General features: G+C 65.7%; 20 protein-coding genes and 1 pseudogene. 13 read left to right on the top strand and 8 right to left on the bottom strand.

Annotated features, from left to right (window positions below; all coding sequences use genetic code 11):
- Positions 1 to 125 precede the first annotated feature (125 nt).
- The 7 genes and pseudogenes from E8M01_RS29295 (at position 126) to E8M01_RS29265 (ending at position 5632) form a co-directional block, all read left to right on the top strand.
- On the top strand, positions 126 to 905 hold the full coding sequence (locus E8M01_RS29295; RefSeq protein ID WP_136963385.1) for a TetR/AcrR family transcriptional regulator: 780 nt from the start codon (positions 126 to 128) through the stop codon (positions 903 to 905).
- 276 nt (positions 906 to 1181) lie between these two features.
- Complete coding sequence (locus E8M01_RS29290; protein WP_136963384.1) at positions 1182 to 1727, top strand: cupin domain-containing protein; 546 nt, start codon at positions 1182 to 1184, stop codon at positions 1725 to 1727.
- A 146-nt stretch (positions 1728 to 1873) separates the two neighbouring features.
- Positions 1874 to 2338, top strand: a complete 465-nt coding sequence (locus tag E8M01_RS29285; protein WP_136963383.1) for an RrF2 family transcriptional regulator — start codon at positions 1874 to 1876, stop codon at positions 2336 to 2338.
- Positions 2339 to 2420: 82 nt separating this feature from the next.
- On the top strand, positions 2421 to 3092 hold the full coding sequence (locus E8M01_RS29280) for a class I SAM-dependent methyltransferase (protein ID WP_246088867.1): 672 nt from the start codon (positions 2421 to 2423) through the stop codon (positions 3090 to 3092).
- A 39-nt stretch (positions 3093 to 3131) separates the two neighbouring features.
- Positions 3132 to 3419: pseudogene (locus E8M01_RS29275) on the top strand (winged helix-turn-helix transcriptional regulator); the annotation flags it as partial.
- Between the two features lie 117 nt (positions 3420 to 3536).
- Positions 3537 to 4169, top strand: a complete 633-nt coding sequence (locus E8M01_RS29270) for a Vgb family protein (protein WP_136963381.1) — start codon at positions 3537 to 3539, stop codon at positions 4167 to 4169.
- A gap of 305 nt (positions 4170 to 4474) precedes the next feature.
- Positions 4475 to 5632, top strand: coding sequence for an acyl-CoA dehydrogenase family protein (locus tag E8M01_RS29265; RefSeq protein WP_136963380.1), 1158 nt, complete (start codon positions 4475 to 4477; stop codon positions 5630 to 5632).
- A gap of 95 nt (positions 5633 to 5727) precedes the next feature.
- On the opposite strand, the gene E8M01_RS29260 is transcribed toward E8M01_RS29265, so the two are convergent.
- The 3 genes from E8M01_RS29260 to E8M01_RS29250 form a co-directional block, all read right to left on the bottom strand.
- Positions 5728 to 6747 (bottom strand): fascin domain-containing protein, encoded by a 1020-nt coding sequence (locus E8M01_RS29260; protein WP_136963379.1) that lies wholly within the window; start codon positions 6745 to 6747, stop codon positions 5728 to 5730.
- 213 nt (positions 6748 to 6960) lie between these two features.
- Complete coding sequence (locus tag E8M01_RS29255; protein WP_136963378.1) at positions 6961 to 10149, bottom strand: AfsR/SARP family transcriptional regulator; 3189 nt, start codon at positions 10147 to 10149, stop codon at positions 6961 to 6963.
- Positions 10150 to 10391: 242 nt separating this feature from the next.
- Positions 10392 to 11237, bottom strand: a complete 846-nt coding sequence (locus E8M01_RS29250; protein WP_136963377.1) for an alpha/beta fold hydrolase — start codon at positions 11235 to 11237, stop codon at positions 10392 to 10394.
- A gap of 133 nt (positions 11238 to 11370) precedes the next feature.
- On the opposite strand from E8M01_RS29250, the gene E8M01_RS29245 reads away from it, so the two are divergent.
- Positions 11371 to 11982, top strand: a complete 612-nt coding sequence (locus E8M01_RS29245; protein ID WP_170182126.1) for a TetR/AcrR family transcriptional regulator — start codon at positions 11371 to 11373, stop codon at positions 11980 to 11982.
- A 57-nt stretch (positions 11983 to 12039) separates the two neighbouring features.
- Complete coding sequence (locus E8M01_RS29240; protein WP_136959355.1) at positions 12040 to 13005, top strand: IS481 family transposase; 966 nt, start codon at positions 12040 to 12042, stop codon at positions 13003 to 13005.
- 57 nt (positions 13006 to 13062) lie between these two features.
- On the opposite strand, the gene E8M01_RS29235 is transcribed toward E8M01_RS29240, so the two are convergent.
- The 3 genes from E8M01_RS29235 to E8M01_RS29225 all read right to left on the bottom strand — a co-directional run bounded on the left by E8M01_RS29235 (position 13063) and on the right by E8M01_RS29225 (position 15240).
- The gene (locus tag E8M01_RS29235) at positions 13063 to 13776 is read right to left on the bottom strand and encodes a hypothetical protein (protein ID WP_136963375.1); all 714 of its coding nucleotides are present in this window, start codon (positions 13774 to 13776) and stop codon (positions 13063 to 13065) included.
- A 60-nt stretch (positions 13777 to 13836) separates the two neighbouring features.
- Positions 13837 to 14208: a RidA family protein gene (locus tag E8M01_RS29230; RefSeq protein WP_215908818.1), complete on the bottom strand. Its 372-nt coding sequence runs from the start codon at positions 14206 to 14208 to the stop codon at positions 13837 to 13839.
- A 126-nt stretch (positions 14209 to 14334) separates the two neighbouring features.
- A complete protein-coding gene (locus tag E8M01_RS29225) occupies positions 14335 to 15240 on the bottom strand; it encodes an arginase family protein (RefSeq protein WP_136963374.1) in 906 nt (301 codons plus the stop codon).
- Between the two features lie 209 nt (positions 15241 to 15449).
- Here E8M01_RS29225 and E8M01_RS29220 point away from each other — a divergent pair, with 209 nt between their 5' ends.
- From E8M01_RS29220 to E8M01_RS29205, 4 genes are all read left to right on the top strand, one after another.
- Entirely contained in the window at positions 15450 to 16346 is an 897-nt protein-coding gene (locus E8M01_RS29220; RefSeq protein WP_136964888.1) for a LysR family transcriptional regulator, read from the top strand.
- A gap of 178 nt (positions 16347 to 16524) precedes the next feature.
- A complete protein-coding gene (locus E8M01_RS29215) occupies positions 16525 to 16839 on the top strand; it encodes an ArsR/SmtB family transcription factor (RefSeq protein ID WP_136963373.1) in 315 nt (104 codons plus the stop codon).
- Positions 16840 to 16841: 2 nt separating this feature from the next.
- On the top strand, positions 16842 to 17306 hold the full coding sequence (locus tag E8M01_RS29210) for an SRPBCC family protein (protein WP_136963372.1): 465 nt from the start codon (positions 16842 to 16844) through the stop codon (positions 17304 to 17306).
- A gap of 45 nt (positions 17307 to 17351) precedes the next feature.
- Positions 17352 to 17768 (top strand): GFA family protein, encoded by a 417-nt coding sequence (locus tag E8M01_RS29205; RefSeq protein WP_136963371.1) that lies wholly within the window; start codon positions 17352 to 17354, stop codon positions 17766 to 17768.
- A gap of 46 nt (positions 17769 to 17814) precedes the next feature.
- On the opposite strand, the gene E8M01_RS29200 is transcribed toward E8M01_RS29205, so the two are convergent.
- Positions 17815 to 19308, bottom strand: coding sequence for an amidohydrolase family protein (locus E8M01_RS29200; protein ID WP_136963370.1), 1494 nt, complete (start codon positions 19306 to 19308; stop codon positions 17815 to 17817).
- A gap of 185 nt (positions 19309 to 19493) precedes the next feature.
- Positions 19494 to 20126 (bottom strand): glutathione S-transferase family protein, encoded by a 633-nt coding sequence (locus E8M01_RS29195; RefSeq protein WP_136963369.1) that lies wholly within the window; start codon positions 20124 to 20126, stop codon positions 19494 to 19496.
- Positions 20127 to 20183 lie beyond the last annotated feature (57 nt).

Below are 20183 nucleotides of genomic sequence, written 5' to 3'. Positions count from 1 at the left end.
CGGGCAGCAAGCCGACCTCGACATCCGGCTCGGTGTCTGGCGGCACGAATCCTACAACTCCGTGCGCCGTACGAGGTTTAGTTCAAAACATCGTACGGCGTAAATAGTTATTTTCCGGAGACGAGATGGCCGAAGAAATCGCCGGCCGCGGCGACCTCATCAAGGCATTGGAACTGATGTGGGGCCGTGCGGCGCCCCGCCGCCGCGGGCCGAAGGCCAAGGTGGAGATGCGCGATCTCGTCGCCGCGGCCGTCCACATCGCCGATACCGAGGGGATCACGGCCGTCTCCACCCGGCGGGTCGCCGAGGCGGTGGGCATCTCGCCCATGAGCTTCTACACGCATATTCCCGACAAGGCGGTGTTGCTCGACCTCATGCTCGACGCGGTGGCGGCCCCCGCCGAAGGCCATGATCGCCGGTCAAGCTTCGATCCGGCGCAGTGGCGCGCCAATATCGGCTTCGTCGCCCGCGAATTCCGCACCTTCCTGCTGCGCCATCCCTGGGTGCTGCAGGTCAGCACGCATCGGCCGGGGGTGGGCCCCAATACCATCCGGTCCTACGACCATTTCCTCGCCGCCTTCGACGGGCTGGGGCTCGACGAGGTGGAGATGGACCTCTCGGTCACCATGATCGCGCATTATGTGCATGGCGCGGTGCGCGACGTGGCCCGCGCCCGCATGGTCAAGGCGGAGACCGGGATGAGCGACGAGGAGTGGTGGCACACCATCGCCCCCTTCCTCGAAACGGTCGATTTTTCGGCCTATCCGACCGCCAACCGGGTCGGGCCGGTGGTTGGCGAACTCTATGGCCTGGGCGACCCGGAACAGGCATTCGCCTTCGGCCTCGAGCGCCTGCTCGACGGCATCGGCGTGCTGATCGCGCGGAAGAATGCGAGCCCAGGTTAAGGTGGCCCGGGAGGTCGAGACCGCGCCCGGCGTCACACTGCCAGATTGTGAGGTGGAGTATGTTGTCGCGCCCGCCGCCATGCCACGAGCCGGAGGGCGCGACCTTGGCTGCCAGAGACCATGTCGATGGGCCGATATCGCCTGAACGCGCCAAGGCAAGCCGCACCGGCTGGCCGATCATCGTGCGAAACCTGAAGGCCTGTCTCGCATGGCATTCTAGGATGCGGCCGCCCACTTCTGCCCGGAGGCGACCTGCATCACACCAGGAGACCCGGCATGACCGATCGCACCCATCCAAGCTCGCCGCCGGGCCTCGCCATCCCGGCCGATGACCCCAGCCGCGTGTTGACCGTCGCCGATCCCGACGGCGCCGACAGGCCCCACGTCTCGGTCGCCGGCGGCACCTACACGATCCTGGTATCGGGCGCCCAGACCGCCGGCCGCTATTGCCTGATCGACATGCTCGTGCCCGCCGGCGGCGGGCCGCCGCCGCACCGCCACGACTTCGAGGAAATGTTCACCCTGCTCGAAGGCGAGCTGGAATTTGCCTTTCGCGGCAAGTCGCAGACCGTGCGCGCGGGCTCGACCGTCAATGTGCCGGCCAATGCCCCGCATGCCTTCAGGAACGTGTCGGGCGAGACGGCCCATATGCTCTGCATGTGCACGCCGGCGGGACAGGACGAATTCTTCCTGGCGGCCGGTTTTCCCGTGGCAAGCCGGACATCGCCGCCCCCGCAGCCGACCCCGGAACAGCGCGCCGAGAAGGCCAAGCTTATCGAAACGCTCCTGCCGAAATACCGGACCGAAATGGTGAGGGCGTGAGGCCCTTCACGCCGGATCGGGCGAAGGCGCTGCTCGGCGCGGGATGACCGTCGCGCGCCGACGCCACTGGCGCCGAGCCAATGCCGGACCGCCCCAAGTCCAGCGGAGGCCTTGACTTTTCATCATCACGCAACATATCAAGTTGCATGAAACGTGATAGTCGATTGTCCGGCGTGCTCCACGTCCTGCTGCACATGGCGGAGCATGATGCCCCTGTCACCTCCGAGGTTCTCGCCAAGGCGATGGCCACCAATCCGGTGGTGATCCGCAGGATCATGGCGGGCCTCAGGGACCACGGTTATGTGCACTCGGAACGGGGGCATGGCGGCGGCTGGACGCTGGCCTGCGAATTGTCTGATGTGACATTGCGCGACATCTACACCGCGCTCGGCAACCCCTCGCTTCTCGCCATCGGCAACCGGACCGAGGCGCCCGGCTGCCTGGTCGAACAGGCGGTCAATGCCGCCCTCAATCAGGCCTTTCAGGATGCCGAGGCCTTGCTCGTTTCGCGCCTCGGCGACGTGACGCTGGCCATGCTGAGCGCCGATTTTCACGACCGCCTGGTTGCCCGTGGCGGATCGCATGACCTGGCGACCGTCCATGGATCATGACGCGATCAGCATTGACGGCGGCACGGCGGCGGATCGCCATGCCCGGCCCGGAGCGGCCGGAGCCGGCGGCGCGAACGATCTTCTGGCCCACTTTTCCGATCCCCATTCCGTCGCCCGCTATGCCGAAGGGCCGCCGCGCTTCGTGCCCGGCTTCACCGACCTGCATCGCATGACGCGGCTTTTGCTGACCGAACGCGCGCCTGATGATGCCCGCGTGCTGGTGCTCGGCGCCGGCGGCGGGCTGGAGTTGAAGGCCTTTGCCGAGGCTGAGCCGCACTGGACCTTCGACGGCGTCGATCCGGCCGCCGAAATGCTCGGGCTGGCCGGGCGCACGCTCGGGCCGCTTGCCGCGCGGGTCCGGCTGCACCAGGGCTATATCGACGATGCGCCGGAAGGCCCGTTCGACGCGGCCACGTGCCTGCTGACCCTGCATTTCCTGGCACCTGACGAACGCCGGCGCACGGCAGCCGAAATCCGACGCCGCCTCAAGCCCGGCGCGCCCTTCGTGGCGGCCCATTCCAGCTTCCCGCAGGATGACGGCGAGCGGGCGCTCTGGCTGTCGCGATACGCCGCCTTTGCGGTTGCTTCGGGCGCCGATCCCGACCAGGCCCGGACCGCTCGCGCGGCGATCGACACACGTCTGAACCTGCTCAGTCCCGCGCATGACGAGGCGATCCTGCGCGACGCCGGCTTCTCGAACGTCAGCCTGTTCTACGCCGCCTTCACCTGGCGCGGCTGGGTTGCCTATGCCTGACGTCCCCAGCCTTCGACAGGATCGGCAGGCGCCCGCCGGATCGCCCATGGCATCCTGGACACGGTCCCGGCGTCCGACGGCAGCCCCTATCAGGACCATGTGCTGACCGAGAAGGGCCGCGGCCTGTTTCCCGTGCTGGTCGCGCTGCGGCAGTGGGGCGAGGACTTCTTCTTCGAGCCCGACGAGGCTCACGTCCTGCTGGTCGATCGGAAGCGCGGCCTTCCCGTGCGACGACTGGAGCTTCGTTCCCAGGACGGGCGCGTGCTGGGACCGGAGGACACGCTGGTGCACGGCATTCCCGGGCAGATGGCCGATGGGCGCCAATAGAGCGGCCCCGTCCCTGCCCGGATTCACGACCACTTTGTTACTCCCTGGCCCATTGCCGAGCGACTAGGGTCCGTCATCGATAAGGGACTGAGGTCCGTCACCGATAGGGATCGAGCCATGAAACAATCACCTGCCGAAATCCTCCGCGAATATGGCCCCTTGCCCGGCGTCAGCCAGGTCCATGGGGTAACCTTTGACGGCCAGAACGTCTGGTTTGCCTCCGGGGACAAGCTGAACGCCTTCGATCCGGCCGATGGCAAGGCGGTGCGCGCGATCGATGTCGCCGCCCATGCCGGAACCGCCTTCGACGGACGGCACCTGTTTCAGATCGCCGAGGATCGCATCCAGAAGATCGACCCGACGACCGGCCAGGTGCTCGCCACGATCCCGACGCCCGGCGGCGGTGGCGACTCGGGCCTCACCTGGGCCGAGGGCACGCTCTGGGTGGGCCAATATCGGGACCGGAAGATCCATCAGATCGATCCGGAGACCGGGGCCATCCTGCGCACCATCGAGTCCAAGCGTTTCGTCACCGGCGTCACCTGGGTCGACGGCGAGCTCTGGCACGGCACCTGGGAAAATGACGAAAGCGATCTGCGGCGGCTGGACCCGCGCACCGGAGAGGTCCTGGAGCGGCTCGAGATGCCGGCCGGAATGGGCGTGTCGGGGCTCGAGTCCGACGGTGGCGATCGGTTCTTCTGCGGCGGCGGCAACAGCGGCACGGTGCGCGCGGTCCGCCGGCCGAGGTGACGCCTCCGCTGAGCCTCCGCGGCCGGGCGCGGCATCGCGGTTCGGCGATGCCCCTCAAGATGCGGCGTCCCGGGTGGTGCGCGATGGCGCACGCACCAATCGAGACGGGCCGTTCCGTCACGATACCGATGATGCCCGGCCCACTGCGTTTCTTGATCCAGAAGGCGCCTGCGCGACGCCTTCGGACCGCGCCTTCGGTTCGGCCGCCAGCCATCGGCAAACCCCCGTCGGCATAGCCTATCGTCTGGTTGTGAATGCCCGCGGCCCTTTCTAGGGTTTCAACTCCCGGAAGAGGTCACCTGACGATGGATTTGCAGCATCTCGAATGGCCGTTCCTGAGCCCCGGGCACCGCAGTTTGGCCGCTGACTATCTGGCCTGGACCACGCCCCATCTCGCCGGGCTCGCGGGCGACGAGGGAGGTGACGGACGCGCGGCCAGGCAGATCTATGAAATGCTGGCCGGCGCCGGATGGCTCACGCGGACCTTGCCGGCGTCGACGGATCGAGCCAGTCCCAAGCTGGATTTGAGATCCCTCTGCATTCTGCGGGAGCTCAGCGCCTATTCGTCGGCGATCGCAGATGTCGCGCTATCGGAACCCTGGCTCGGCATCCTGCCCATCGCCCTGTTCGGCTCGCCCGCGCTGCGGGAGCTCTATCTGCCCCGCTATCTCAGCGGAAACCTTCTTCCGGCCTTCGCCTTGTCCGAGCCCGGAGCGGGATCCGACGCCGCGTCGATCACGACCAGCGCGCGTCGCGACGGCAATGGCTATGTCTTGAACGGCCGCAAGACCTGGACGTCCAATTGCGGCCTTGCCGACCTCTATGTCGTCTTCGCTCGCCTGGAGGAGACCGGCGGGATCGCCGCCTTCGCCGTCGACGGCAATGATCCGGCGATCAGATTGGAAGAGCGCATCGACGTCATGCCGCCGCATACCGTCGGCACCTGGACGCTCGACGGCTGCCGTGTTTCGCGAGATCGGCTGATCGGAGAAGCCGGACAGGGCTACAAGATCGCGATGGCGGTTCTTGAACTGTTTCGGCCAACGGTTGGCGCCGCCGCTCTGGGCTTTGCCCGCCGCGCCATGGACGAAGCGGTCGAGCGCAGTGTCGGCCGGACGGCTTTCGGCAAGCCGATATCGGAACATCAATTGGTTCAGGCGAAACTGGCGCAAATGGCCGTCGGCGTCGATGCTTCCGGGCTTCTGGTCTATCGCGCCGCCTGGGAGCACGACGAAGGGCGCCGGCTGACGCCACGATCGGCAGCCGTCGCCAAGCTGTTCTCGACCGAAACGAGTTTTCAGATCGTCGACCAGGCGCTGCAGATTTTCGGCGGAATGGGTGTCGTCAAGGGCACGACCGTGGAGCGGCTGTTCCGCCATGTCCGCGCCTTCAGGATCTTCGACGGCACCAGCGAGATCCAGCACCTGATCATTGCCCGGGATGTCTTGAAAGGCCGCGCGTAGCCCGTGGCGCGCCGGCAGGTCCTCCACGCCGCGGCCCGGGAACGGCGGCGGCAAGCGGGGCGACGGCAGACCGTCGCCCCAGCCGATGTCCGGCGTCACTGAACGCTGACGTAGGTGCCTCGCGCAAAGGTCTTCAGGGCGAAACAGCCATCGGGCTGATATTCCATCCAGAACTGCTCCCACTCCCCGACGGCGGTCCGGTTCCAGTTGCAGAACGAACCATCGCCCCCGCCCTGCTCGGCGACGAGATAATGCCCACCGAGCGCGCGCAGGCTGACGGTACCGTTGGGGTTGTGGACGAGCGTGGCGGTTTCCCACGGACCGATCGCGGTGCGATTGGCATAGACCGGGCCGCCGCCGCCGTTCTCGGCGCAGAAATAGCCTCGCCGCGTGCCGATCGCGATATCGGTCGAGGTGGGATCGTTCGGGTTGGCTGCAACAAGCAAGAGCTTCTCCCATGGACCTACGACCTGGCGATCGGCATGGACGTCTCCGGGCCGAGGGCTGTCGGAGAGCAGCGCGTCGCCGAGCCATCCGGCCAGGCCACCGAGCACGACACCGGCCGGTCCGACCGCGAGCAAGGTAATGCCCGCGCCAAGACCGGCTCCGACAACGCCACCAGGCAAGCCGGTCACTTCTTGCAGCTTGTCCTTGATGCCTTTCAGCATTTCTACGGGCGAAAAAAACGCCGGCGTCACCGTGACAAATTGCGTCGCGATGATGCCGGCCACGTTGACCCCATGGTTGAGGCCGATCGCGTCCACCGTCGAGATCAGGCTGAACATGGTCTCCATGATTATGTTGAAGGGCGGAACATAGCGGGTGCAGAATGCCCTGACGTCCTGTCGCATCTCCTCGACGTCACGGTGAGACATGCTGATCTGCCAGACGCCGCCGACGATCTGAACGTTGGTCGGTCGAATGCGTTGAGCACCGTTGCCGTTGCCGTTGAGGCGAGAACTGACGATGGGGGATTCCCGTTCATACAGATGTCCCGGATTGAACAGGTCGGTCACCATCGTCCTGCGGCCAGTGATCCTTTCGACGTTTGCCAGGAATTGCGGGTCCTGGTGCAATGCCTCATTGAGCGATAGTCTTCTGAAGTCGGTTCCCATGGTGTTACCTCGTCCTGTTGATCGCTTCCGCAGACGCGCCGTCGGCCACGGCATGGCCCCGATCGAAGCGACACATTCGACACGGATGCCGGTTCGCGTCTCGGCCGAGCACAGCGCGAAGGCCAGGTTGGCTCACCCAACCCGCGATGCCGCACTGTCCGGATGCGAACCGCGCGCAACCTGGCGCCGGCGTCCCTACGGATGGCTTACGGCTCAACGGGCGCCGGGTGCCGATCCGAATTTTCGCGCGATGGCTTCGACGATCGGCGACGGCTCCAGATCCCCGGCGGTCTTGAGCACCCTCAGATAGCGTCGATAGTCCTCGACCGCGCCCGCGAGGTCGCCTTGCATCAAGCGGAGCTCGATCAGCGCGCCGTGCAGGCGATCGGAATCGGGATAGTGCTGGAGTGCCCGCAGACAAACCGCTCTCGCCTCGACAACCGTCCCCTCGCCTTCGCGCAGTTTGCCAAGCCGGATGGCAAGGTCGACGAAGTCATCGCGCACCCGGTCAGCGGCAGCGATCGCCCAGATCGGTTCGTCATGTCCAAAAAAGAGCGGGCCGGGAAAGCTGGCCAGCAGCTGTTCGAGCGTCCGTTCCGAAACGCTGCCGCCGGCAGCGTGGACGTCCCTGACCTGCTTTTCCCAATCCGCCAGATCGACCCACACCATATCCGGGACAAGCCGCAATCGTCCTTCGCGCAAGGTGACGAGATCCGCTCGCCCCAGCAGCTTGCGCAGCCGATGCAAGGCCTGCTCGAAGGCAGCATTGGCCTGCCCGCCATCAAGGTCCGGCCAAAGCCGGTCCTGCAAGGTTCCGATCGCGCAGACATGGCCGCGCGACAGGGCGAGAACACGGAGTATGTCGAGCGCGCGCGTCGGCGGCTTGGGACCAAGATCAAGCTCTGCGCCGTCTCGCTCGATCCGGAACCCGCCGAGTATGCGCACCCGCAGCGGCCACGGCCAACCTGCCGGGCGATGCGCCGGCGGTGTCAGGCGGCGCTCCGCGACGAGGGAGCGGCAGAACGCGATCTCGATGCCGGTTTCGATGGCATCGGCGAGAAGGTCCGACAGCAGGTCGGGCAGGTTCAGCAGGATGGCGCGCCAGTCAGCGGTGCGCAGTTCGGCAAAGAGGGCGCGCAAGTGCCCTTCATAGGCCGGATCGCCTTGCCATTTCGCGCCGAGCGCCTCGGCGGCCATCATGCACAGCCGTGTGCGCAGCTGCGATCCGCCCTGCAGCCGCGGAGCCAAGTCCGCGAGCAGGCCGATTGCGTCTCGACACCGGCGGTCGGCCAGCAGGACCTGAAACTTGGTGATGTAGTGAGGCAGCCTTTCGATGAGCGGTTCGTCGCCCGCCTCGATCGCTTCCATGAAGCGATCGCAGTCGCGATAGGCCTCGGCGAAGTTTCCCTGCAGCGTGTGCAATGCGGCGCGGCAATCGGCGACGACCGCGACCTGCGTCGTGTAGCGGCTGTCGGCGATCTCGGCGAGCCGCGTCACCAAACTCCTGAATTCGGAGAAGTCATTGCGCAGTTTCATCTGCAGTTGCAGGTGGTAGAGCGCCCCGAATTCAACGCCTTTGAGCGCTTCGCCCTCGCCGATGGCGATCGCGGCGCGCAGGGCGTCCTCCGCCGTCGCATAGGGAAATCCGCGACGCGAATAGCGATAGTAGCGCCCGCTGGCGGCGCCGAATGCAACCAGCCACAGACCAAGGTGCCAGCCGAGCACATCGGGTTTGGCGATATCATCGACGACGTGATCGACCGCCCGTTCGAAGATGTCGGCCCTGCCCCTGCCGACCGCATGTTCGATCAGGGCTTCGCTGGCCTGCAGGCGCAGCCCGCTGGGGAACCGTCGTCCGGGATCGCCCAGCCTGTCCAGAAGCACCTCCGCCAGACGCTGGCCGGCATCGTTGTCATGGCCATCAGCGAAGTCGTGGGCCCGCAACAAGCCGATCAACGCCAGGAGATCCTCTTCGGGCGGCAGCGCGGGAAGGTCGCGCGCGGCAATGGCGACGGCCCGCGAGGTCCAGACGGCAAGGCCGTGATGGGTCCGCCAGCTGTCGGTCTTGACCAGCACGGCCCGCGCGACGGTGAGACACAGGCCGCGCTCATCATGGTCCTCGCCGAACGCCTGCCAGGCCAGTTCGAGCCAGCGCTCGGCCACGGCGTCATCGGCGAGATGAGCGACACCCGCCCAATAGAACAACCACCCGGTCAGCTCCGCCGGCGGCAGCCTCTGCAGCCACGCGATGATCGTGGCGCGGCGCCCGGTGGCGATCAGCCCCTCGGCGTGTCGCAGCAGCAGGTCGCGCGCCAGCAGCCAGGACCTGGCGTCCAGAGCCAGCGTGATCGCTTCGTCCGGCCGCTCCGCGTCGGACAGAAGCCGGGCTGCCCTGGTCCGCAGCATGCGTCGCTCCGGCTCCGACAACCGCTGCTCGAAGCGCCGATGCAGGAAGTCGCGCAGCAGGTCGTGCAGATGAAAGGTTTCCCCCTGCCCCTCGGCCCGCGTGACGAGGAATTGCCGCGCGTAGAGCCGATCAAGCAATTGTCCGGCTTCCGCCGATCCGGTCACCGCGTTGGCCAAACCGACCGTGATCTCGGGCAATAGATTGAGGGTGAGCAGGTTGTCCTGGTCGGAAACCGGCAGCGCATCGAAGAAATGGCCGCCAAGTGCGGCGAAATGCGAGGGACCTGCCTGGGTGGCCGCGCTGCCGTGACCGGCAGCACCACCACGATCGGCCAGAAGAACAAGACCGACCGCCCAGCCTCGCGCACTGCCGATATCGATTTGCGCGGCACGTTGTTTGAGCCTGAGCTGGACCAGGCTGCGCGCCTCGGGGTCGGAAAATTCCAGCACGGATTGATCGACGACGGTCAATGCGCGGCTATGCGACAGCTCGGAGAGCCCTTCATTCGGCAGCATCCGCGAGAGACAGACACAGCGCAGGGAGCGGGGAAGCGTTCCGATCATCGTGCCGATGATATCGCCGAATTCAGGTGTCTCGACGGTGTGAAGATCGTCGAACACGAGCAGCGTCCCCGGCCGCAGCCGCGCGAAATATTGCCGAAAGAACACGCGCGCGAAGTCGCGTGGATGTTCGGCATATTCCACACCAAAAATCGGCATTGCGAGCGAAGCTGCCGGCGTCGGCAAGGACTGAGCCAGGTAGCTGAAGAACCGCGCGAGGTCCCGGTCGCCTTGATCGGCACGAAACCAGACATGGGGCGCTCGCACGCTCGCCAGGTAGTCGATCATGGCGGTCGTCTTGCCATAGCCCGCCGGAGCGGCGATCCAGCAGGCGCCATCCCGTAACGCGCGATCGATTGCCTCGGTGACACGGGCGCGTCGAACAATGTCGTCCGTCGTCGGTGCCGCCAGCTTGGCCGACACATGGGCACTCAAGAGCGATCCCCACCTTGCTTCACGCGATCACAGAACTCCGCCTCCAGCCACCGGATAATAATACGAACAAGGTTGCACCGCGGCGACGAATTCGCGTCGGCCTTGTCCTACGGCGGATCGCCGTCAGGAACCGGTTGCAAAAGTCGGTAGGATTGCTCCGAGACTAGTCCCGGATCGCCCGAAGGTCGCGTTTCCCCCGGGCGCGGTGGCTGGCACACTGGCCGCGCCATCGTCGGCCAGGTTCACGCCGCAAGGAATGCCTCCAGGCGTTCGGCCGTCTCGGCGGGCCGTTCCTCCGGCAGCCAATGATTGCAGTCCGCGATGCTGCCGCCGGTGACGTCCAGCGCGAACTCCCGCATCATGGCGACCATCTCGGGCCCCCAGCGCCGGTCGCCGCCGAGTGCCAGCACCGGAATGCGCAAGGGATCGCGTTTCCAGGCGAGCGCATTGTCATGGTCGCGCGGAAAGGCCCGGTACCACTCCAGCCCGCCGCGGGTCCGGCCGGGCTGGGCAAACGCCTTGGCGAAGAGTTCGATATCGCCGGCATCGTGCGCGCCGTGGTCGAAAGCGCGATCGGAGATGAAGGTCGAGACATAGTCATATTCCCGGCCATAGATCAGCCGCTCGGGCAGATTGAGCTTCATGTGAAAGGCGAAATGCCAGACGCGCGGGTCGGAGAACAAGGCGTCCCAGCGGCTCCAGCCCGGCACGGGGACATCGAGCACCGCCAGATGGGTCACGGCGTCGCGATGGGTCGCGGCGAGCGCGACCCCGACCATGCCGCCGATATCGTGGCCGCAGACCGCATAGCGCTCATGGCCGAGCGCCGTCATCACGCCATGGACGTCGGCGGCCAGGCTCGCCTTGTCGTAGCCGCCCTGTGGGCAGTCGGAATGGCCGGCACCGCGCAGGTCGAGCGCGATCACCCGGTGCCGGCGCGCCAGCAGCGGCATCATCTTGCGCCATTCCCACCAGGTCTGCGGAAAGCCGTGGAGGAGCACGACCGGCGGCCCCTCGCCTCCCGTCACCACGTGCAGGTCGACATCGCGCGCGCGAACCATCTGGTGCCGGAAACCGGTCAAAGTCATGAGCTCTCTCCTTCGCGAACGCGGTTTTCCGCAGCGGCCGCCTACGGCTCCTGCCGGCATCTCAGAATATTTCCGACAGGTCGGTTAATAATTATTTTTGACAGATCGGTCGGAAGCTTTCATGACGATGCCCATGACAGGATCTGGCAAGCCCCGACTGGCCGGGCGGCCGCGCGTCGTCGAGCGCGACGAGGCGCTGCAGCGCGCCAAGGACCTCTTCTGGTCGCTCGGTTATCAGCGGGCGTCGCTGCCGGAGCTCGAGCGCGCGACAGGACTGCAGAGAGGCAGCCTCTACGCGCTGTTCTCGGACAAGCGCGAGCTGTTCCTCGAGGCGCTCGATCTCTACGGCCGCGAGGGGCTGGCGACGATGGATGCGACCATGCCGGCGGGGGCAAGGCGCGCGGATATTCTGGCCTGGATCAGGGTGCATGCCGCCCGGGCGCATGGGCCGGCCGGCGTCAGGGGCTGCTTTCTGGTCGAAACAACAGTCGAAATGGGGCCACACGACCCGGTCATCGCGGAGCGCGCCGCGGCCATCTTCGCCGCGATGCTGAAGCGGCTCGAGCGGGCGCTCGCCGGCGCCGGCGATGCCCAGGTGCCGGACCCGGAAGCCGCGGCGCGCACCTTGCTCGCCGGCCTGGAAGGCCTGCGCGTGTTCGGCAAGGCCGGGCAGAGCGAGGATGAGGTAGCGCGCGCGGTCGGGGTTCTCGCGGCAACACTGGTGCCGCCGAAACCGGCAAGCTAGGTGTTTGATCCCGGGCTTTGATGGTGCAATCTCGATGCAGGAATCGAGGGACGCGCTATGGGCCAGGTTCTCCACGGGAGCGCCACGACGACTGAGGCGGTCCGTCGAGCGATACAACATAGTCAAGAGAGCCTGAGGGCTCTGTCTAAGCGCTACGGGATTAACCAGAAGACGGTCGCGAAGTGGAAGAAGCGGACCTCGGTGACCGATGTGCCGACCGGGCCGAAGAACCCGACTTCGACAGTGCTGACGATTGAGGAAGAGGCCGTGATCGTCGCCTTCCGGAAGCATACTTTGCTGCCGCTCGACGACTGCCTCTATGCGCTACAGCCGACGATCCCGACGCTGACGCGGTCATCCCTGCACCGCTGCCTGCAGCGTCACGGGATCAGCCGCCTGCCCGAGGTCGAAGGCGAGAAGCCGGCGAAGACGAAGTTCAAATCCTATCCGATCGGCTTCTTCCACATCGATATCGCCGAGGTGCAGACCGCTGAGGGCAAGCTGTACCTCTATGTCGCCATCGATCGCACGAGCAAATTCGCCGTCGTACAGATCGTCAGGAAGACGGGGCGGACCTCCGCGTCAGCCTTCCTCTCGGCCTTGATCGAGGCCGTCCCCTACAAGATCCATACCGTTCTCACCGACAACGGCATCCAGTTCACCTTCCCGCCACGGTATGCCGATGGTCCGACGGCGCGCTACGTGACGCACATGTTCGGCATGCGCTGCCAGGAGAACGGCATCGAGCACCGCCTCACCAAGGTGAAGCACCCTTGGACGAACGGCCAGGTCGAGCGCATGAACCGCACCATCAAAGAAGCCACCGTCAAGCGTTACCACTACGACAGCCACCGGCAGTTCGAAGCGCATCTCGCCGACTTCGTCAGCGCCTACAATTTCGGGCGGAGGCTGAAGACCCTCAAGGGCCTCACACCCTACGAATTCATCTGCAAACTCTGGACAACAGAGCCTCAACGATTCAGGCTCGATCCACTCCATCAAATGCCGGGACTAAACAGCTAGGTCGCTCGGGCGGAATGCTCCGCGCCGGCGGGCCCGAGCCGTTCACAGGCCCTGCCCTCACCCGGCGAGCGTTTCAACCCGCCCGCCGGCCAGCACCATCAGAATCTTTTCGAAACGGGTCGAAATGGCGAGCTGGGAACCGACATGCCGATAGGCCTCGATATGCGGCAGTCCATCGTCATGGGCGACAACCAGCCATCGATCACCCGCGAAGGTCGCCGGCGGGCGCCTCGCCGCTGCCGCGCCGATATGCTGGAGCAATGATTGCGTCAGCTCCAGGAGAACGGCCGGATCTGAGCCGGGATTGTGCACAAAACCGATCAGCTTCGACAGGCCCGCCGGGACGCCCTTCACCAGGCGAATCCGGACCTGGTTTCCATGGACCATATCGTCGACCTCGACCGGCGCGGACCGGCGCGCGAGGCAGGACCGGATCCGGTCCTCCAGCGCGGCAGCCGTCCTCGCGGCGAGCCGTATGGGGGCGGTGATCGTCACGATCACCGCCTCGCCTTCCGGCACGGCCTGGCTCAGGCCAGCCTGCAGACGTCCGATCGTCCGGAGCACGACCCTGTCGAACCGCAAGCGAGGTTTCGTCGGGTCGCCCGGTCCGGCGAACCCTGGTTCGATCACCGCGACCTCGACGGCAATTCGCGTCCCGGCAATCGTCAGATAGGCGTCGGGCGCATTTCCGTCGCCCGTTTCCCAGGTCGCGGAGAAGTGGCTTGCGACAGCCGCGACGGCGGCCTGTTCCCGCTTGCGCAACGCGCTCATGCCCCCTCGCTCCAGAGCCCGGCAACGACATCAGCGCGCCATCGCGCCCTGCTCCGATCACTATCGCACGGCGATCGCTTCGACTTCGACAAGGTACTGCGGTGCAGTGAGTGCCTTGACGATCACCAGTGTCACAGCCGGCGGAGGCGACGGCGATCGGGCGCTGTAGACGGCCATGAAGCCGGAGAGATCGGTCTCGTCGGTGAGATAGACGGTGAGCTTGGCAACGTCCGTCATCGTCATGGCCGCGGCGGACAGCACCAGGCGCAGATTCTCAAAAACCGCCTCCGCCTTTGCCGCGATGCCATCGGCCCGGGCGGCGCCGACCGCCACCTGTCCGGACACGTAGAGCGTCCGGGCCCCTGTCGCCACCATGCCCTGGCTATAGGTCGGCATGGGCGGAACGCCGGGCCTGTTGACGGCTTCAAGCATGGTGGCCTCCAGTTTTCAGGTTGCTCGACAGGGCGACGATGCGGCCAGGGCCGCTTTCGTCGGCGCCAGCCCGTCGCTGAGGTCGCCGGCCGCTGTCGCCTTGGCCGGCGGCAGCGGAGCTGGATGTCAGCGCGGCGGCGATCCGAGGAGCGGCAGTTTCGAAAGCATCGTCTTCAAAGCGAGCGAATCCCAGGGAAGGTGTTCGGTGATCCCCAGGCCGACCACGTCGACAACCCGGGAAACATCAGCGAAAAGCCTGACGATCTCGTCCATCGTCATCCTGCCGCGGGGAATGCCGTCATGCACCGATGAGGACGGGTCCGGATTCGCGAACAGCAAAGATCGGAACAGCGTCGGGTCGAGAATATCGAGATCGAAGTGGATCGCCAGGTGTTTGGCGTTGATCGACCTGAGCCAGTCCAGGACCGGTTCGCTGGTGTTCGCGAGATCGGACGGGCTTGCGCTGCGCAGTTTCAGCCGTTCGAAGAATGCCGCCTCCATCTCGCGTATCTCCGCAAGGCTCTCCAGGGTGTCCTGACGACCGGCGAACATCACATTCTGTGGCCTGATCGGCCGCTTCACCGCTTTGACGAAGTCGGCATCGCCTTCGCCCAACAGATTGCCCATCACCATGGCATGGGCGTTGCCGTACTCCTTGGGCGTCATCACATCCGGGTGAGTGTCGACCCAGAGGATCGCCAGATCACCGTCATACCGCTCGTTGAGATAAGCGAAGGGTGCAAGATCAACGAGGCAGTCGCCACCGAGCACGACCAGCCGATCGGGCTGATGCTTGTCGATCAACCGCCGGGCGTCACTCAGCTGAGCGAGCAGCGCGCCACGTCCGACGATGCCGCCCTCGGCCTCGAGCGGCTTTCCGTCGGGTTGAGAGACGCTCACCTGCTCGACCGGCCCGGTGGCCTCGGGCGCAAGCCAGGAGAGCAATTGCGCGCCGAAAACATAAGGCGGGTTGTTGCCGCCCTGCCACTGGGGAAAGAGCAGACGCAATGTCGTGGTGCCGGTGCTCGTCATCGGAATGTCCTTGTCGGATCGGGTGATCGCCACGAACGACCGGATCGAAGGTCAGAGACGGTCGCGCTCCCCGCGCGCAGCAAGGCGGCGGGAAGCCGCGCATCGTTCGTGACGACGGCCCGGCGTTGAGTGCTATATGGCGCGTCTATTGACGAATGGGCGTCTACACAGATGCGACGACGTTTCCTGATGATCGTTGGAACGAGATGGTGCTGCGCGCGAATCTGAACGAGGTCCTGGTCTTCCTGGCCGTCGTCGACGCGGGAAGTTTCGTCGCCGGGGGTCAGGCGATGGGACTGACGCGATCGGCGGCTGGCAAGGCCGTCGGCCGGCTGGAAGACAGGTTGGGCACCCGCCTGCTGAACCGCACGACGCGGACCTTGAGCCTCACGGCGGAAGGCCGGGTGTTCTACGATCGCGGCTTGCGGATCCTCGCGGCGGTCGACGACGCGGAGGCCAGCGTGACCGGGCATGCCGGCACGCCGCGCGGACTTCTGAGGCTCACCGTTCCCGATGCCTTTGGGCGGCTGATCATTCTTCCGCTGCTGGCAAGATATCTGGAAGCCTGGCCGGAGCTGCAGGTCGAGGTCAGCTTCACCGATCGGCGCGCCGATATCGTCGAGGAGGGCTTCGATCTGGCGGTGCGGATCGGCGGCTCGAACTCGGATTCGCGGCTGGTGTCCCGCGTCGTCGCCCGCTACCGGGCCGTGCTCTGCGCCGCGCCGTCCTACGTCGCCACGCGCGGCGAACCGGCTGACATCGATGAACTCGAACGACACGACCATCTCATCTTCCGCAGTCGCGGCCGGAGCCATAGCTGGCGTTTCCGCAGCAGCGACGGGTCCTGGGTCAAGGCCCAGGGTGGCAGTCGGCTGAGGCTGGATAGTGGGGAAGCGCTGCGCGACGCCGCCGTCGCCGGGCTCGGCGTCGCCTTGCTTCCGGAATTCCTCGTGGCCGGGGACCTGGCCGCAGGTCGCCTCCAGCATCTGCTGCCCGGTGTCGACGCCGGAGACATGGAGATCGTGACGATCTATCCGAGCAGACGTTTGCTGGAACCCCGCGTCAGGCGCTTCATCGATCTCATGGTCGAGGAGCTTGGACGCTGACGCCGTGAACGCGCACGCAACTCGCTCATGCGCCCCCTCCGGAGCTCCCTGGCCATAGCGCGGGCGCGTCGTTCTCAACGACCGCACACGACAAACCGACGGGTGATCACGGCAGGATGCGCCTCGCTTGACATGCAGGTAAATGCCTGCCTATTGTACCCACACACGAGAAAGACCAATGGACGCTGACAAGGTTTTCAAGGCGCTGGGTGACCCGACCCGCAGGAAGCTGCTCGACCTTCTGTGCGAGAAGAACGGGCAGACGCTCGGCCAGCTCTGCGAGAACCTCGACATGGCCCGGCAGTCCGCCACCCAGCACCTCGGGATTCTCGAAGACGCCAATCTCGTGAACGCGGTCAGGCGCGGACGGGAGAAGCTGCATTTCATCAACCCCGTGCCGCTCCACGAGGTCTACGAGCGGTGGGTGCGCAAGTTCGAACGCCAGCGGCTCAGCCTGCTGCATGAGCTGAAGCAGGAACTCGAAGGGAAATGACGATGACCAAAGAGACGACCAGCTTTGTCTACGTGACCTATATTCTCTCGACCCCGGAAAAGGTGTTCGAGGCCATCACGAAACCGGACGTGGCAAGGCGCTACTGGGGCCACGAGAACGTCTCCGACTGGAATCCCGGATCGGAATGGCAACATGTCCGCGCCAATGACGAGCGGACTGTCGAGCTCGTCGGCAAAGTCGTCGAGATCGCGCCGCCGACCCGTCTCGTCATCACCTGGGCGGGTGCTTCGCAGGCCGCCGATCCGGCCAGCTACAGCCGGGTGACGTTCGCGATCGAGGAATACGACACCATGGTCCGGCTGACCGTCACCCATGACGAACTCGAAGCCGGCAGCGGGATGGCGAAAGGCGTCAAGCAAGGTTGGCCGGCCGTCCTCTCCAGCCTGAAATCCTTCCTGGAAACCGGCCGCGGCATTGACCTTTCCGCCAAGCCAAAATCGGCCTGATCCCTTGCGGTGCCGATCAACAAACCTGCCAGCGGGAGAATGACGATGACCAGGACCTTTGCCGGCGGATGCGCCTGCGGCGCGATCCGCTACGAGACGAGCAGCGAACCCATCTTCGAGAACCACTGCCAATGCCGCGATTGCCAGAAACGAAGCGGCACGGGGCACGGATCCTATCTGACCTTTCCCCGGCGAGCCCTTGTGACCATTACGGGTGAAGCGAATACCTGGCGGGTCGCGGGCGACAGCGGCAACGAAAAGGTCCACGCCTTCTGCCCGACCTGTGGAACGCCGGTCTATCTGACATTCGCCGCAATGCCGGACCTGATTGCGATCGCCGCGACCAGCCTTGACGACCCTGGCCAATTCAACCCGCAGGTGGTCACATACGCCATTCGCGGCCATGCCTGGGACACGCTCGATCCCTCGTTGCGGACATTCCAGAAAATGCCGGCGAGCTAAGGTCAGGGCCTCTTTCGGGCGCGAGACGCGTGACTTTCGCGCCCTGTCAGGCCTCGACGGCGATCGGCCGGCGCACCGGTTGGCCGGGACGCGCCGTCACGTCCATGATGCCGTTGCTGATCACCGCCTGCCCGCTGACCAGAAGGTGCTTCACGCCCTCGGCCGGACGGTTCATCGCCGAGAATTCGGCCCGGTCGGTCAGCGTCTCGAAATCGAACACGACGACGTCGGCATCCGCGCCCGGCTGCAGCCGCCCCTTGGCGCGCATGGCGGGCGTGCTCGCCGCCAGGATCTCCGCCGGGATCAGCGTGCACTTGCGGATGCCTTCGATCAGCGAAACCGCCTGGCGCTCCCGCACCCACTGGCGCAGGAAACGGGTGAAGGTTCCGGCCGAGCGCGGATGCGAGGTGGCGTCCTCGGGCAGCGGCCAGGCATCGCCGGTATAGGTCGTGGCGTCCGACAGGCTCCAGGGCATGGCGTCGGAGGCGATCGCGCCGCCCGGATAGAGCACCGACAGATCGAGCATGTGACGGTGGCGTTCGTTGTTCTCGGTGTCGAGCACGTGCCAGAGCACCAGCGTGGATGGCTCCTCCGCCTGCGCCGCCAGCAGTTCCTGCCGGTCGCGGAAGCGCCGTCCATCGGCCACGCGCTGCACCGAATCGTAACCGGTGCCGTTGCGCGCCTCGAATTCGGGATCGCTGAAGAAGGCCGCCGCCAGCACGGTGGACCCCGTGCCATAGGGATAGGCCTCGACGGTGATCGGCAGGCCCTGCGCCTGCGCCTTCATCACCAGTTCGGCGCAACGTTCCACGTCGGTCTTGCTGGAGCTGTTGAAATGGCAGATGTGCATATGCGCGCCGGTCGCGCCGGCATAACCGATCAGGCGGATATAGGCCTCGACGGCGCTCTTCGGGTCGATGCGCGACATGTAGGCGATATGCGTGAAGGTCGGGACGCCCTCGGCCGCCGCAAGCTGGCACACCGCCGTCAGCTCCTGGACACCGGCGCCGGGGGCATAGGCATTCAGGATGCCGATGCCGATGCCGCCTTCGTTCAGGCCCTGCGCGATGCGCGCGACGATCCCGGCCTGCTCGGTGGCGCTGGCGATATTGTTCATCCAGCGCGGGTCCCGCGTGGCGCGGCCGAAGGCCTCCAGGGACGATTCCTCGTTGATGCCGACCATGGCTCCGATCCGGGCGAAGGCCCAGTTGGTGGAGGCGCCATAGTTCAGGATCCGCCCCTGCTCCGCCTGGCGCCGATACCAGGAGGCGACCGGCATCACGCCGGCCTCCAGATCCAGCGTCGTGGTGACGCCATCGAAGGCCTGCATGCGGTCGGCGGGAATGGACTGGCCATGCGCGTGCAGGTCGATGAAGCCGGGCGCGACGACCAGGCCGGTCGCATCGATGACCAGCTCGGCCGCGCCGAGCCCGGTCCCGACAGCGACGATCTTGCCATCGAGAACGGCCACGTCGGCCTCGGCATCGATCCCGCTTTCAGGATCCACCACCCGGCCGCCCCGGATCACCAAACCGCTCATGATGCCACTCCGCATGCCAAACCCTGCGCCTTCGCGCGGCGCTCGCCTATCTCTCGCCGATGGACGTCGAAATCAACCGGCCCTGGGCCGTTGCGCAGCAGCCCGAGACTTCAACCGTAACCCGTTGCCCCCGATTTGGCTGGCGCAGCGGAACGGTTCAGTCCAGCGCTGTCCCGACAATTCCATCAGGCAACGGGCTGGGCGCCTGCGAGGGCTTCGGCGATCCGCTGCGGCGCCTTGGGACGCGTATACATCCGCGCAAGGTAGGCTTTGAGATTTGGACAGCCGTCGATCAACCCATTTTCATTGCCCCAGTCCAGAACATAGGCGGTGATGCAATCGGCAATGGTTATGCTGTCGCCGACGATGAACTCACGCCCATCCATGTGACGATCAAGGATTGCTGCCATCCCCACGAACTCCTCGCCGGCGAGAACGATATCTTCCGGCAGGCGCTTGTCTTCGTCATATAAAAAGGTGTGTTTGGCGATCCGCCACAGCGGCTGTTCGAGCTCGGTCACCGCAAACAGCGACCAGCGATAGGCCTGCGCCCGCGCCGTCAGGTCGGCGGGCATGAGCCCCTTGGCACCATATTTCTCGGCCAGATAGATGACGATCGCGGCGGATTCCGTGAGGACAAGGTCACCGTCGACCAGAACCGGAATTTTTCCGGCGGGATTGAGCCGCAGGAAGTCGGGGTGAAGGGTTTCGCCGGCCATGACATCGACCGGCACAAACTCGAATTCCGCATCAAGTTCCTGAAGGGCCCACAGTGCGCGAAGCGAGCGCGTCGGACCGAATCCATAGAGTTTCATCATCTTGGTTTCCCCAGTCTCGAACAGACACCGGCGTCACGGCGTTGACAGACAAGCCAG

The sequence above is a fragment of the Phreatobacter stygius genome (assembly GCF_005144885.1).
Classification (GTDB): Bacteria; Pseudomonadota; Alphaproteobacteria; order Rhizobiales; family Phreatobacteraceae; genus Phreatobacter; species Phreatobacter stygius.
Note: the sequence above shows the minus strand (reverse complement) of the source record. Positions and strands in the feature narration are given on the sequence as shown.

Bases quoted from the DNA above. Each gene is read 5' to 3' on its own strand.
- E8M01_RS29235 (WP_136963375.1), bottom strand. From the start codon at position 13,776: ATGAGCGCGTTGCGCAAGCGGGAACAGGCCGCCGTCGCGGCTGTCGCA.
- E8M01_RS29265 (WP_136963380.1), top strand. From the start codon at position 4,475: ATGGATTTGCAGCATCTCGAATGGCCGTTCCTGAGCCCCGGGCACCGC.
- E8M01_RS29285 (WP_136963383.1), top strand. From the start codon at position 1,874: ATGAAACGTGATAGTCGATTGTCCGGCGTGCTCCACGTCCTGCTGCAC.
- E8M01_RS29195 (WP_136963369.1), bottom strand. From the start codon at position 20,126: ATGATGAAACTCTATGGATTCGGTCCGACGCGCTCGCTTCGCGCACTG.
- E8M01_RS29250 (WP_136963377.1), bottom strand. From the start codon at position 11,237: ATGACTTTGACCGGTTTCCGGCACCAGATGGTTCGCGCGCGCGATGTC.
- E8M01_RS29290 (WP_136963384.1), top strand. From the start codon at position 1,182: ATGACCGATCGCACCCATCCAAGCTCGCCGCCGGGCCTCGCCATCCCG.
- E8M01_RS29295 (WP_136963385.1), top strand. From the start codon at position 126: ATGGCCGAAGAAATCGCCGGCCGCGGCGACCTCATCAAGGCATTGGAA.
- E8M01_RS29270 (WP_136963381.1), top strand. From the start codon at position 3,537: ATGAAACAATCACCTGCCGAAATCCTCCGCGAATATGGCCCCTTGCCC.
- E8M01_RS29210 (WP_136963372.1), top strand. From the start codon at position 16,842: ATGACCAAAGAGACGACCAGCTTTGTCTACGTGACCTATATTCTCTCG.
- E8M01_RS29230 (WP_215908818.1), bottom strand. From the start codon at position 14,208: ATGCTTGAAGCCGTCAACAGGCCCGGCGTTCCGCCCATGCCGACCTAT.
- E8M01_RS29245 (WP_170182126.1), top strand. From the start codon at position 11,371: ATGACAGGATCTGGCAAGCCCCGACTGGCCGGGCGGCCGCGCGTCGTC.
- E8M01_RS29240 (WP_136959355.1), top strand. From the start codon at position 12,040: ATGGGCCAGGTTCTCCACGGGAGCGCCACGACGACTGAGGCGGTCCGT.
- E8M01_RS29260 (WP_136963379.1), bottom strand. From the start codon at position 6,747: ATGGGAACCGACTTCAGAAGACTATCGCTCAATGAGGCATTGCACCAG.
- E8M01_RS29205 (WP_136963371.1), top strand. From the start codon at position 17,352: ATGACCAGGACCTTTGCCGGCGGATGCGCCTGCGGCGCGATCCGCTAC.
- E8M01_RS29200 (WP_136963370.1), bottom strand. From the start codon at position 19,308: ATGAGCGGTTTGGTGATCCGGGGCGGCCGGGTGGTGGATCCTGAAAGC.
- E8M01_RS29215 (WP_136963373.1), top strand. From the start codon at position 16,525: ATGGACGCTGACAAGGTTTTCAAGGCGCTGGGTGACCCGACCCGCAGG.
- E8M01_RS29225 (WP_136963374.1), bottom strand. From the start codon at position 15,240: ATGACGAGCACCGGCACCACGACATTGCGTCTGCTCTTTCCCCAGTGG.